At 43.3% G+C, this 14004-nt stretch carries 12 protein-coding genes; 1 reads left to right on the top strand and 11 read right to left on the bottom strand.

Features of this window, described 5'->3' with window-relative positions:
* Nucleotides 1-17: 17 nt before the first annotated feature.
* The 10 genes from DFP76_RS08965 to DFP76_RS08920 form a co-directional block, all read right to left on the bottom strand.
* A complete protein-coding gene (locus tag DFP76_RS08965) occupies nucleotides 18-1118 on the bottom strand; it encodes an MJ1255/VC2487 family glycosyltransferase (RefSeq protein WP_113874304.1) in 1101 nt (366 codons plus the stop codon).
* On the bottom strand, nucleotides 1115-1630 hold the full coding sequence (locus DFP76_RS08960; protein ID WP_113874303.1) for a phosphatase PAP2 family protein: 516 nt from the start codon (nucleotides 1628-1630) through the stop codon (nucleotides 1115-1117). Before DFP76_RS08960 ends, DFP76_RS08965 begins: the two co-directional genes overlap by 4 nt.
* 200 nt (nucleotides 1631-1830) lie before the next feature.
* Nucleotides 1831-2397 (bottom strand): hypothetical protein, encoded by a 567-nt coding sequence (locus DFP76_RS08955; RefSeq protein ID WP_113874302.1) that lies wholly within the window; start codon nucleotides 2395-2397, stop codon nucleotides 1831-1833.
* Nucleotides 2398-2503: 106 nt separating this feature from the next.
* Nucleotides 2504-3460, bottom strand: coding sequence for a phospholipase A (locus tag DFP76_RS08950; protein WP_113874301.1), 957 nt, complete (start codon nucleotides 3458-3460; stop codon nucleotides 2504-2506).
* Nucleotides 3461-3487: 27 nt separating this feature from the next.
* On the bottom strand, nucleotides 3488-3838 hold the full coding sequence (locus DFP76_RS08945) for a 5-carboxymethyl-2-hydroxymuconate Delta-isomerase (protein ID WP_113874300.1): 351 nt from the start codon (nucleotides 3836-3838) through the stop codon (nucleotides 3488-3490).
* 101 nt (nucleotides 3839-3939) lie between these two features.
* Complete coding sequence (locus tag DFP76_RS08940; protein ID WP_113874299.1) at nucleotides 3940-4875, bottom strand: 2-hydroxyacid dehydrogenase; 936 nt, start codon at nucleotides 4873-4875, stop codon at nucleotides 3940-3942.
* Nucleotides 4872-5282, bottom strand: coding sequence for a VOC family protein (locus DFP76_RS08935; protein ID WP_113874298.1), 411 nt, complete (start codon nucleotides 5280-5282; stop codon nucleotides 4872-4874). The genes DFP76_RS08940 and DFP76_RS08935 overlap by 4 nt, the downstream gene beginning before the upstream one ends.
* Before the next feature lie 91 nt (nucleotides 5283-5373).
* The gene (locus DFP76_RS08930; RefSeq protein WP_113874297.1) at nucleotides 5374-6927 is read right to left on the bottom strand and encodes an FMN-binding glutamate synthase family protein; all 1554 of its coding nucleotides are present in this window, start codon (nucleotides 6925-6927) and stop codon (nucleotides 5374-5376) included.
* 62 nt (nucleotides 6928-6989) lie between these two features.
* Nucleotides 6990-9404, bottom strand: a complete 2415-nt coding sequence (locus DFP76_RS08925; RefSeq protein WP_113874296.1) for a putative bifunctional diguanylate cyclase/phosphodiesterase — start codon at nucleotides 9402-9404, stop codon at nucleotides 6990-6992.
* 277 nt (nucleotides 9405-9681) lie between these two features.
* On the bottom strand, nucleotides 9682-11565 hold the full coding sequence (locus DFP76_RS08920; RefSeq protein WP_113874295.1) for a PhoX family protein: 1884 nt from the start codon (nucleotides 11563-11565) through the stop codon (nucleotides 9682-9684).
* A 314-nt stretch (nucleotides 11566-11879) separates the two neighbouring features.
* Between DFP76_RS08920 and DFP76_RS08915 the strand changes: the two genes are divergently transcribed.
* Nucleotides 11880-13517: a methyl-accepting chemotaxis protein gene (locus tag DFP76_RS08915; RefSeq protein WP_113874294.1), complete on the top strand. Its 1638-nt coding sequence runs from the start codon at nucleotides 11880-11882 to the stop codon at nucleotides 13515-13517.
* A 79-nt stretch (nucleotides 13518-13596) separates the two neighbouring features.
* Here the strand turns inward: DFP76_RS08915 and DFP76_RS08910 are convergent, their stop codons facing one another.
* Nucleotides 13597-13995 carry an MmcQ/YjbR family DNA-binding protein gene (locus tag DFP76_RS08910; RefSeq protein ID WP_113874293.1) on the bottom strand — a complete coding sequence of 133 codons (399 nt, stop codon included), beginning with the start codon at nucleotides 13993-13995 and terminating at the stop codon, nucleotides 13597-13599.
* Between the last annotated feature and the right edge of the window lie 9 nt (nucleotides 13996-14004).

The following is a 14004-nucleotide window of genomic DNA, read 5'->3' as shown; positions in this document are numbered from 1 at the left end:
GAAAAACGTGCGACAGTTTATACTGTCGCACGTTTCATTGGACGAGACTTTACCGTTTTTTTCGGCGTGTTGTCGCTAAAATTGATGTTTTTCAGATTAGGAACCTGTTGCCATAATTGGTCACACAAATCCGATAAACTGGAATCATCATTTGTCTGCAACCAACTTACAACGGCCTTCGCGACATTGGGATAGCTGATCTGAACCACTCGACTGCTTTCAAGCCAATCTCGAATGACCTCAGGGTTCAATTCCTGACAGGTTTTAGCAATGTCCAAATACTCTAATGCAATGGCATTGGAATGCTGTTCAATTTGCCCCTGCATTGGCTTGGCTAAAATACGACGCCCTAAATGTAGCGCCTCCGAATTCAATTCAAACCCCGCATTACACAATACCGACTCACACTCACTGAGGTTCTTCTGGAATTGATCTCGGCTGAAAGGAAACACTTCAACATTGCCATACACACCCGGCTCAATGTCTTTGCAATGCAGTCTAAAATGATAGTCTGGAACGGCTTCTAACCAATCTAATACCGCTTCACTGTTCTCAAACGGTAAGTACACTAAAACTTGATTCGGTTGAGGATTATTAGGAGCATCGTGGTTATGGATCAAAGGCGGTAAAATATCATGACCAAAGTGATGCCAATGGGCACCAAGCTGGGTAGCTGCAGGCGCAAAATTAGACATAATCCACTGTGCTATCCAATTTTTCTTGTAGCGTGGAATATCGTACTTAAACGCATATTGATGACCAAAGCCGACACAAGGCACACCTTGATGTTTAGCAGCCCACGCGACAATCGGTTCATAATCCGTAATCACCAGATCATAACCACGCGTGTCTACCGTTTGAATATCACGATACAGTGTATAAAAATTCGCTTTACGAAAGGTCGCATACAAGTCTAATTTGCCATTACGAGCGACAAAGCTTAACCCCTGAAAGGTTCGATAATTGCCGAACACTTCCATGTCAAAATACTCTTCTTCTGGGCGTCCAGAAAACACGAAATCTACTTGAATACCAGCGACATTCATTTCTGCGGCCATGGCCCGAGCGCGAGTAATGTGACCATTGCCTGTGCCTTGAACACCATACAAAATTTTCATGCTAGCACTCCAATCATCGTTGCGGCACAGGCACTTCCTAATAAAGCACCAATCACAGTATCCGTTGGGAAATGCACCCCTAAAAAGATTCGTGACAGCCCCACATTCATCGCCCAAAAATACAACATCATATTCAAGCCTGGGAACCACTCACTTAAACAGTAAGCCATGAAAAAGGCCCCGGAAGTATGGCCTGATGGAAAAGAAAATTGATCAGAAGGAATAATGAAACTATTAAAGTTATCCAAGGCATCCGCAGGACGATTACGTTTAAAACCACGCTTTAAAATCAGATATAAAATTCGCTCAAGGGTAAAACCAAGCACCATGATCATGACTAGAATGTGGTAACCGGTAAACCACAAAATCATTGCCAGTGCGGCATACAATGGTCCATCCGCCGTAAAGGAAACAGCTCGTCCCATGCTAGTCAACTTTGCCCTATGTTTTCGAGCCATACACCAAGAGAAAGTCTGTACATCAAATGCATGAATATTCTGAAGTATGTTCATAGGTGTTCACCTCTCATTTCATCTTACCTTTAAAATAGAACAGTAAAATGTCAGTAAGGTGGCGTTTCGATGACAACTTGATGACAAGCCCAGTGGTACAGATGAGAGGCTTTAAGTGAGAAAGGCGTACAATGATTAAGCAAAAAAATACCCCGCTAAATAGCGGGGTATTCTAATAATTTGACTTTAAAGTATTGGGATTACTTCATGTCATTCATTTTGTGGAACTTAGCAATCATTGCATCTGGACGAACTTTCTTGTTGCTGCTGTTTAGAGCGTATACAACCGTTTCGCCTTTAGGACCTGCACCGATCTCAGTGTAACGTAATGGCACTTCACCGACGACGCGTGCCGTGTTCATCTCTTCTAAAGAACCGAACACATAAATACGACCTTCAGCACGCATTTCACCGTAGAAGTCCTCAGATGCTTCTAGTGAACCGTCATACATATCAACTGATGCGATACCAGACATTTTCTTTTTGTCTTCGTTCGTTAGACCGAATACAAGTGTTTCACCTTTAGGACCAGCACCAATGCGAACTTTACGGAAAGACGTCTCACCAACAGTTAGGAAGTCTTCATACACATCGCGATCATCAAAAATATAGATACGACCTTCATGATGCACTTCATACAAATCATTATTATTCATAGCGGATGATTCTGCCATTGTCTCAGCAGAACCCTTTTTCGCCATTTCACCGCCACAAGCAGTTAGAAGAGTGATTGCCATTAAACCGGTTGCGATTGGAATTAATTTCATTGTTGTACTCCTAGGTTGAATTAACACCTACCTTAAAAGCAAAAAATGACAAAACCATGACACTTGCATGACGATAAGATGTCAATCGTCATGCAATAAGGAAAACTTAAAGCCAATTACTTAGCATGACACCAATCCCCAGCGACTGGGTTTGATGATTGTAATCCAGCAATGACTGTCCATAACCGTTGAAATACTGAATGTAGCCGCGGGTTTTACCCCATAACGGGAAATTGAAGCCCACTTGGATGGCGCCACGATTATTAGACATATCCAGGTTATTTCGAATCATCACATCGATACTGTAATCATCAATCACATGAATCATGCTAAATTCGCCGTAGCCATAATAATCTTCAATATCCGGATTATCGTCTACATCTGAACTTTCAGGAAAACGGTACCAAGGTTTAATGGAAAAGGCGGTATTTTCTGTTTCAAACAAAAAATCGATGTAAAAGCGGTTCCATGAACGCGATAAATCACCAGATTGCCCATTAGACTGATGATTCAATCCATAGGTTACGTAACTGGGTTTAATGCCAAACCAAGCTTCTTTTGGTTTAACCACGATGAAGGCTTCTGGCTCATGGTTGGTGTCTCGAAATGGCGCGGAAATATGGCTGTTATAAGCTTGCCAATAGGCTTGCTGAGTATAGGCAAACCAAAGACTACTATTACGTCCAACAACACCATAAGCCACGGGAAACTTAACGCTTAATTGAAATTTAAATTCCACACTCTGAAGGCTTTCAGAATCACTTTCGTCCCCTAAAAAAGCGCGATCATTTGGGTTCGAGGTATACGCAATAGGCAAGAAATAGTTTGGTCTATGAGGTGTAATCACAAATGGATTATCAACCGTTGCACTTTCTCGAATTTCCCGTTGTTGAAATAATCCATTGGCCTCTTTTGCTCGCTGGCTAATAGATTCAGGAACTTCGGGCTCCTCGGCTTGAAAATAAGACTCACTTTCTTGCTCGGTCTCGACTGGCACTGGCTCCGCCTCCTGAGCCATCAACATACTTGGCAATAATGCCAGACAACACAATAACCGCTTCATTTTTTAAACCTATTTAATACTCATTCATCAAGAAGACAATACAACCTTCTTGCTGTACGTCTCTCGGTCCATGTCACATACCTCGACGGTAAAACTAACATCTTTTAATAAAAACTGTATTAATGCATCCAGCACTAATTGCGAAACTTGCTGTTTTTGCGCTTCTGTTCGCCCAGATAGCATCCGTAACGTCACATGAATAAAAGCATCTTCTTTCCCCGCGGTCAGAAAGCTTTTATAGGGCATAGCCCGTAACTTAATGTCTTCCTGAGTAAACAAGTTAGACGCTATAGTGGCATCTCGAACGGCTTCTAATAAATCCATTGGAGGTAACTCTTGGGCTAAATTCTGGCTAAATTCGACGATACAATGAGGCATGCGTTTCTCCTTTTTAGATTTATTGGTTGCCAACAAAATGAAGACGTATGTTAAAAAAGCTACGAATAAGACAGAAAACAGCGGACTTATTCGTACTTTACTTAATAGCCACGAGTCATGTCGACCGCTGTCGGTATTTGACCTGTCTCGTGATAATAATTGATATTTTTTGCCACTACCTGACAAGCACTCGTCATATGTGTTGGTGCTGAAATATGAGGCAATACGGTCACATTATGCCTTCCCCAATAATCATTATCACTGGCTAAAGGCTCTTGCTGGAACACATCCAATACAGCGTGTGCTAGGTGACCTTGATCAAGTTTTAATTTTAACGCTGAATCATCGATTATCGCGCCGCGAGCAAAATTAATTAAGCAGGCACCAGCGGGTAGTAAGGATAAGGTCTGTTCATTCAATAAGGATTGCGTTGCCGCGGTTAAAGGTAATAAGCAAATTAAAATATCAGAAGATTCCAACAATTGCTGCATACCTTGCTCACCGTGCAAACAGGTTACACCGGAGATCTGCTTTGCTTGGCGACTCCAGCCCGATACATTAAAACCATTTTCGACCAAGCGTAACGCACTGACTTTGCCTAACTCACCTAACCCAAGAATGCCAACACGTCGTTCAACCGCACGCACCATTGATCTAGGTTGCCAAGTCGCTTGTGCTTGCTGGCGAGCATAATATGGCATGTCTCGATGCAAAAACAATGTCCACGCCAATACCGCCTCAGACATGGTCTCTGCTAAATGAGGATCTACTAATCGGACAATTTTAAAGCCAGCTTCAGGGAAAGCCGCAACCATACGTTCCACCCCTGCCCATAAGCTTTGTACCCACTTTAAATTTGGTAAATCCGCAAGCTCATTCGGATCAGGGTTAGCCACAATAGCAAACTCACATGCGGACTTTTGTGCTTGGCTTAACTCAGAAAATAGCCCAAAAGACAGCTCAGGCATGTGTTTTGATAAACTGGCTAACCAAGCTTTTTGTTCCGCTTCCGTTAAAGTTGACACCAAAGGAATCATGACGCGTATACCTGAGTCAGATCTTTAAACCCTTTAAGCTCAATGGCGTTACCACTTGGGTCTTTAAAAAATAAGGTCCACTGCTCACCCGCTTCACCCTCAAAACGAACACTCGGCGCTAAATCAAATGTCACCCCTGCGTGCTCCAAACGATCGGCGATGTTACGCCAATCCTCATAAGCTAGGATTAACCCAAAGTGCGGCATGGGCACTAGATGATCACCTACCTTACCGGTAAGACTGGTGGGTGACGGAGTGCCCAAATGCAAGGAAAGTTGATGACCATAAAAATCAAAATCCACCCAAGTCTCTGTATGACGCCCTTCTTTACAGCCCAACACACGAGTATAGAAATCTCTTGTCTCTGCTAAGGACGTGACATGATATGCGTAATGAAACAGTGCCATTTCCGTAACTCCCTCTCGTCATTTAATACGGCTAACATACCGTACAGCCAGAAAAATAAACAGGGATAGCGAATATCAAGTCTAGAAATGTCTATTGTAAAGGAGTGCCTTCACGGCCTTCTTGTGCAACAAAATTCAGGTATTCCGTTTTCACTTCAGGCAACGGATTTACTTCTGAAAATAACTGGGAGCGACTTTGATTTTCAATGATTCTTACGTGCGAACGGTTCAGCTCTCTAGGTTCTTTGACACCACAGGAATGAGCGATTAAGCCAATACCATGCAATAATTCTTGCGCATAATTTGCCACTCGCTCGGACTTTTCAGTGGCCACCAAACCTTTTTGCAGCTCAGGATTGTGTGTGGTGATGCCAGTTGGACAGGTATTTTTGTTGCACTGCAAGGCTTGAATACAACCAAGCGAAAATAAGAAACCACGGGCAGACACCACAAAATCCGCACCAGCACTTAATGCCCATGCGGCTTTGCCCGGCACAATCAATTTACCCGATGCAATCACCTTGATATAAGGGCGTAAGCCATGTGAAGTAATCGCATTCACGACCAAAGGCAAACTTTCTCTTAACTGCATCCCCACATAATCCATTAAGGATTGCGGTGCCGCCCCAGTACCACCATCTGCACTATCAATGGTAATAAAATCAGGACAATAATCGAGGCCTTTTTTGTGTATCCGTTCACACATTTTATCAAAAAATGAGACATCACCGACCACCATTTTGAAGCCCACAGGCTTACCTGTGACCTTACGGACATGATGAATCATATCCAGTAAATCATCGATTGATTTGATGTCCGTATGACCATTGGGACTAATCGAATCGGCACCAACAGGAATACCGCGAGTATGGGCAATTTCCTCCGTCACTTTAGCACCTGGTAACATTCCTCCTTTACCCGGCTTGGCCCCTTGGCTCATTTTGATTTCAAACATGCGCACATTGTCATGAGCGGCAATGGCTTTTAATCTATCGTCACTCAAATGACCTTGTGCGTTTCGTACACCGTATTTGGCGGTACCGATTTGAAACACTAGATCACAGCCACCTTCTAGGTGATAAGGTGATAACCCCCCTTCCCCAGTGTTTAACCAGATCCCTGCTTTTCGGGCACCATGTGACAATGCCTGAACAGCGGGCTTCGACAAAGCACCAAAACTCATGCCAGAAATATTCACCACAGAACGGGTTCGAAATGGCGAGACAGATGTATGCTCGCCAATACAGACCTCTTTAGGTTGGGCCGCATCTTCTTCCAACGTTGGGAAAGCACAATTAAGAAAGTAGATATCCCCTTGAGTATCTAATGATCGAGTAGAACCAAAAGCGATGGTGGTATCCACTTTTTTCGCCGCTCGATAAGCCCAAGAGCGTTCCGCGCGATCAAAAGGGCGCTCTTCTCGGTCTAAAGCAAAAAAGTATTGACGAAAAAATTCACCGAGATGCTCAAACCAATAACGGAAGCGACCCACGATGGGGTAATTACGACGAATAGTATGGGCCGTTTGATGCGTATCTACCCAATACATCACGACCAATGCCACTAGTAACGCAAAACACAGAACCACAAAAAACAATGCGGCCCAATGAATAGTCACACTCGTGACCGACCATAAAAAATCCATATTTCACCCTTGCCCAGTAAAACGTTTAAACAACTGACTCAATGTCTTTACATGATCATAAATCAAAAACTGGGGGCAATGTCGGGCGAATCATGAACAAAAGAAGCAATAAATTGGTCTGCAGGGGCGGGGCGACCAAAATAGTAGCCTTGATAAAAGAAACACTCGCATTCTTTCAATCGATCAAAATGCGGCAAGGTCTCTACACCTTCTGCTAAGACATTTATTTTTAATGCTTTTGCCATGGCGATCACCGCATGTACTATGGCTTCATCACTGTGATCCGTGAGCAAATCTCGCACAAAAGATTGATCAATTTTCAATCTATCGATTGGTAGGGATTTAAGATATTTCAACGACGAATATCCAGTGCCAAAATCATCAATGGACAAATACACGCCCAAGTCTTTTATTGCCTGCATCTTGGTTAGGCTGGTTGCCCAATCATTCAACAAGGTATTCTCTGTAATTTCTAAATCCACGCACGAAGCGGGCACATGATGTTTTTCCAACTGAGCTTTTAACGTTGGCAAAAAGCTCGCTTGCTGAAACTGTATGGGGCTAACATTGATCGACATGCGCCATGATGGCTGCCATTTTCCCTGCTCTAGCCAAGTTGCTACTTGTGACAAGGCTTCATCCAGAACCCATGTACCAATGTCGACAATAAGACCTATCTCTTCCGCTAAAGGAATAAATTCCGCTGGCGAAATAAAGCCTTTATCAGCATCCCGCCACCTTAATAGTGCTTCGGCTCCAATTAACTCACCTTCAGCATTATTTTGTGGCTGATAATAGAGTTCAAATAATTTGTTTTCAGTCGCATGATGTAGGGCTTTTTCCATTTCCAAACGTGCATCAGAAGCCGCCTGCATTTCTGGACGATACATAGCATAAGTATTTCTGCCTGACTCTTTTGCTCGATACAAAGCCGTATCTGCTTGCTTTAAGATCACCTCAGCACACTGCTCACTTGATTGAAAAACACTCGCGCCCAAACTCGCGGTAATATGAACTTCATGATGTCCTGCTGTTTTCACTTGCTGGCAAGCTAACATGACACGACAAATTAAATCGTCTACTTGCGCTTCGGCTGCCGCTAAATCTTGCCCTAGTGTCGGCAAAAGAAAGGCAAACTCGTCCCCGCCCATACGAGCAAATAACACAGGGTCGGATACGAGAACGGACAAATGCTTAGACACACAACGCAAAAGTTGATCGCCGACGTTGTGCCCTAAAGAGTCATTAATGACTTTAAAGCGATCAATGTCCATGAAAACCACAGCCGAATAGTCACTATCCGTATTACTGGCCTGCAGCCTTTCATTCAACTTATCCGTTAAGTATTGTCGATTAGGTAGATCCGTAACAGGATCATAGTAGGCGAGGTGGTGAATATGATCCTGAGCCTGCTTACGTTCACTGACATCACGCATCAACATCAGGGTTTCCACATTGGATTGCACTTGATACTTCACCAAGCGCACTTCGACAGGCAATGTCTGCCCGTCAATGTAATATTGACTTTCTATAGTGGTTGGATGGTTTAGCGGTAAAGCACTGACTAAATCGACGAAATAAGGCCAATCAGACTCTTCATAGAATGCTTCCAAGGACGTATCAGGCAAATCCTCTTTGTCCAATTTAAGCATGCTTTTGGCAGTGGTGTTGGCAATGCGGATTTGTTGCTGATCATCCAACAATATAATGCCATCTGCTGCGTGTTCAATCATGGCTTTGGTGTGACTGTTACTGCGCTCCAAATCACTCAGGGCAGTATTCAAATTGTCCCATAAATGACTGAAGGTTGCGTGTAACTGTCCTAGCTCATCCGCTTGATGACGACGGTAAAAAGCCCCAAATAGGGGCAGCTTTCGTACTCGTCCTAACTTAGCAAGCGAGCGAGTAAGACGAACCAGAGGATAAGTCACTAGAAAATAAAAAATCAGTGATACAAGGCAAGCAAGCAGAATGTCTTTTGATAAATTAAACAATAAGAGGGGAACATGGGTCGCCAGCAAATTGTCCATTAAATAACGAGTTTCCGGCACCACAGTGAGCAAGCCAGAATTAAAGCTAGGCTGTAATAAAATCAGAGGGCGTTGAAAGGAAGTAAAATCACCAAATAACCAATCTGCCAAAGCTTGTGATGAAGAAAATACTCGGTGCGGCGCACTGGCAGCAACAAACAATTTGCCATTTTCATCGCTGACTTCCACTTTCGCAATGGAGGGCGAATTTAGCAGGCTCTCGACTTGTTGCTTCGCAACAGGGTAATCCAAACGAAACACCGCGCTTGCCAAAGGCTGCTCAACCACACCAAGCAATTGATTGAAGTTGTTTTCAATCATCTTTTTTTGCTGGGTTATACCATCCAGCAATTGAATACTATTGCTTATCAAGCTCAAACTAATCGCTAACAACAAGGTTAATATAGCTTGCTTCACAAACAACGATTTAGAAAAGACCAGACTCATTCATACCTTCTTTGGGCTATCATCCGTTTATGCTTTATCACTAGGAAACTTTGGGTCTGTAAGGAAAACGAACAAAACTGAATATCTGCTCTTATCTTCCTTGAATTTCCGATGAAGTATAATGAAATATTATACATTCATACATTGCTAGTTATGAATATCATGATATGCGTCACAACTAAAGTCTTCAGAACAAAAGAAAATCTAATCTGTCTTTACAACGAAAAAGGCCAACATACTTTCGCATGCTGGCCTGTATTCGCTTTTATCGTACTGGTTACACGATAGCACGACCATCTTCACGTGTGATAGCAATCACACTAGAAAGCGGTGTAGCGCCTGTTGGCCAAGTACCACCTGGGTGCTGAATGCTGACAAACATCGTTGAGTAATCAGAACTCCAAGCCGCGCCAGTCACTTCACACTTAGTTGGGCCGACCATGAAACGTTTGATTTCACCCGTCTCTGTATCACCAACCAACATTTGGTTGTTACCCTGACCAGCAAACTCCCCTTCGTTCGAGTAATTACCATCGGTTTGAATCCACAACAAGCCGTTGCGGTCAAATTTCAAACCATCTGGTGAGTTAAACATGTTGTCTTTGTTCACGTTCGCAGAACCCGCATAAGCATCGTCAAAGACGGCTGGGTTACCCGCCATCACAAACAAATCCCATTTAAAGTCATTCGCTGTGTGGTCTTCGTTGCTTGGTTCCCAACGTACGATCTGACCAAAGTTGTTCTTAACTCGTGGGTTTGGACCTTCTGCTGGTGTCGCATCGCCACCCGCATTTGGTTTCACACCACGGTTTTTGTTGTTGGTTAGACAGCAGTAGGCTTCTACTTTGTTTGGATTGGCAGCGACCCACTCAGGACGGTCCATGGTGGTTGCACCAACTTTAGATGCCGCCTGACGAGTGTGAATGGCAATTTCTGCCTCTGTCATGCCAGTGGTTGCAGGCGTAAGTGCCAACCACTCACCACGATTATTGTCATGGAATTTAGCAACGTACAAAGTACCTTCTGCAAGCAAGTCTGAGTTGTCAGCACCTACTTGGTATTTGCCTTTAGAAACAAAGCGGTAAAGGAATTCGCCACGCTCATCATCGCCTAGGTAAACAACAACATGACCGTTTGCCGCGATCGCGACTTCGGCATTTTCGTGTTTGAAACGACCCAGAGCGGTACGTTTTTTAGGACGAGAGTTTGGATTCATTGGATCAATTTCAACCACATAACCAAAGCGATTTGGCTCATTTGGTTCTTTGGCAAGGTCAAAACGATCGTCTGCCATTTCCCACTTGTAGCGACCTTCAGAAGTGCTCACACCATAACGCTTAAGTTCATCAGGAAGCTGATAGCTGTCATCAGAAGCCGCGAAATAACTGTTGAAGTTCTCTTCACAAGTCAGATAAGTTCCCCAAGGTGTTTGACCTTGACCACAGTTGTTCCAAGTGCCTTTTGCTAATACACCACGAGGATCCGCTGAGGTTTTCATCAAATCGTGACCACGTGCTGGACCAGTGATTTCCATTTCAGTATCTGCAGTGATGCGACGGTTGAATTTAGAGTCTTTAATGATGCTCCACTTACCATCGTATTTAGCCACTTCCATAATGGACACACCGTGTGCAGCTTTGTTCTTGCGCACATCATCTGCCGTCATGGTTTCACCGCCTTCGCGGTTGGCATTTAAGGTTTTTGGATTAACGTATTCGTTGTTAACGGCCAATACAAACACGCCATTGTGATTAAAGAAGGCTAAACCATCGTTATTATCACCAAAAGCCATTTCTTGAGAAGCGCCTGTACCGCCAGTATTAGTATCTAAAGGCACGCCTTTTGACCACAATGGATCCCCCCAAGAAGCTACCACTTGCCAAGTGTAACCTTTTGGCAGGGTAATAGTGTCAGCAGTCGTGGCTTTCACCATATCAAACGCTAAACGAGAAGGTTGATGATGAGCAGCCATAGCCTGAGCAGCACCAAAGGTTGATCCCATCACGAATGCGCTGGCACCGACCGCTGCACCACCACTTAGAAAGCCACGACGCGATACCATCTTGTTCGCTACTTTCTCAAATTCCACCACTTCCGGTGCTGGACGCACTAACTCATCTAGTTCATCAAAGCTCAAATCTTGTTTGCATTCAATTGTCATAATACTGCCCTATCAATAGTGATTTCTTACTGACGAAAATAAGTCAAAACCGCCACCTGTTTTCACTTCTTATAGATGGTGCTCTAACCTGCTGTTTGAGATATTAGAAACGCAGCCTTCCCATGATTGTCGTTTCTAACCTCCCCTGCTTAAGAGAAGTTGACAATTAATCTATAGACAAAAAGTTACACAGAAATGACAGTTAAATGGCATTATTGAATTGTTTAATAAAAAAGGATAAAACTAGTAAGCAGGAAGCAAAATCACTTATAGACAATAATAAAAATAACGCAGATTCCCGAGAGGATACCGCTATGATAGACACCTTAAGAAAAATCCCTATTAAGCACAGATTAATCAGTCTGGTGACTTTTTTTTCCATTGGCTTAATTTTAGTGATTTCGCTTTCGCTTAGTGAGAACAAAACCTCACTCCTTAATGAAAAATACGCGCAAACGAAACACGTTGTTGAAACAGCCACAGGTGTTTTAACCCATTTTCAATCACTCGAGCAATCAGGCGAACTGAGTCGAGATCAGGCTCAGAAATACGCAATGGATACCATTAAAGGCATTCGCTATGCCGGTGCTGAATACTTTTGGATCAATGATTACAATGCCGTCATGGTTATGCATTCAGTTAAACCCAGTCTGGATGGAAAAAACTTAGCAAACCTTGAAGATCCTAACGGAAAAAAACTGTTTTCAGAATTCGTCAAGGTGGTCAAAGCACAACAAGCAGGGTTTGTTGATTACCTATGGCCAAAACCTGGCAGCGAACAACCCGTTGAAAAAATTTCCTATGTACAAGGCTTTGCCCCATGGGGTTGGATTATTGGTTCTGGGATCTACTTAGACGATGTTGATCAGCAGTTTAAACAAGAAATCATCAAATTAGGTAGCATCAGTGCGGCCATTATTCTTTTTGCTCTGTTTATTTCCGTGATTATTCTAAGGTCTATCCTCACACCAATACGTCAAATTAAAACCGCCTTAGAAGATATTTCCCACGGCTCTGGTGATTTAACCGCTCGTCTTCCTGAATCTGGAAACGACCAGTTAACTAAGATCGCCATCTCCTACAATACCTTTGTACAAAGACTTAGCGATACCTTGAACAAAGCAGTATTACTTAACCAAGAAGTGGAATCTAAGAGTAAAGAGCTGAAAATTGCTTCCGCTAAAACCAGAGAAATTAGCCAAGAAAGAGAAGGCAAATTCACTGAAATGACACAAGCTATTGCTGAAGTCGACAGCTTCAAAGATGAAGTTATTGAAAGCACGCAATCGACATTAGATTCCGCTAAAACAACCGTCGAAAAAACCCGTACAGGGCAAGATTCAATACAACAAACCGTTGATTCACTAGATAAACTCTCCAGTGAATTGGAATCAGGGTTGAACACCGTCATTCAACTTGCTGAACAATCTCAAACCATTGGAACAGTATTGGATGTCATCAGTGAAATCGCTGAACAAACTAACTTGCTGGCATTGAATGCGGCTATTGAGGCAGCTCGAGCCGGTGAGCAAGGACGTGGATTCGCCGTCGTAGCAGATGAGGTGCGTGGCTTAGCCAGTCGTACTCAAGCCTCAACAGATGAAATTCAAGCCATGATTAACAAGCTACAGAGTGGCGCAAAAGAAGCGGAAAGCAAAATCACGGAAAGTCATCAGCAATCACAAAAAACCACTCAAGAAATGAGTATGACTGCGCAATATCTTGAAGACATTGCCAGCTCAGCCGAAGGCATTAATCGTGCTAGTAATTCGGTACTACAAAGTGTCACCCTGCAAAGCGATGTAGTACAAAGACTCAATGAGTTAAATGAAAAAGTCGTTGAACTATCTGCCCAGGCAAGTTTGCAAGTTCAGCAGAACAACCAAACGAGTGAATCTCTGGCTCAAACGTCAGAACAGACACAACAGGTCATGTCGGCCTTCAAACTTTAGCCTCTAGGAAATCGATCACGCCAACAAGATGTCCTTCTTGTTGGCGTTTTTTATATCTAACACGCTCTCTTTAGAGCACTTAGCACTCTTGGATATCGCTCCCATAGACGGCGATTTCGCCATGTCGCAACACCAACCCTTCTCTTAAAGATTTTTTCATGCCTTTCACAACCAGAGCATAGGAGTGATCAATCAAACGCTCAATTTCCCCATCTGGCAAACTTCCTTCATACATTACAGAATTCCAATGTCGCTTATTCATATGATAGGCAGGTATCACCTCGTCAAACACATCCCTCAGCTCAATAGCATGATCCGGCTGACATTTCAGATTCAGCAAACCTTTTGCTTGGTAGCGAGTCAGTAGAGCAAACATTTTTCCCTGTACTTTGAACACAGCAGTACGGTTATCAAAAGGATACACTTCCACCGCTTCAGGCTTGGACAATAAATAGGATTTTACACGATCTAGTTGCAAACCAACCTC

The sequence above is a fragment of the Marinomonas aquiplantarum genome (assembly GCF_003314975.1).
In the GTDB taxonomy this organism is placed as follows: domain Bacteria; phylum Pseudomonadota; class Gammaproteobacteria; order Pseudomonadales; family Marinomonadaceae; genus Marinomonas; species Marinomonas aquiplantarum.
Note: the sequence above shows the minus strand (reverse complement) of the source record. Positions and strands in the feature narration are given on the sequence as shown.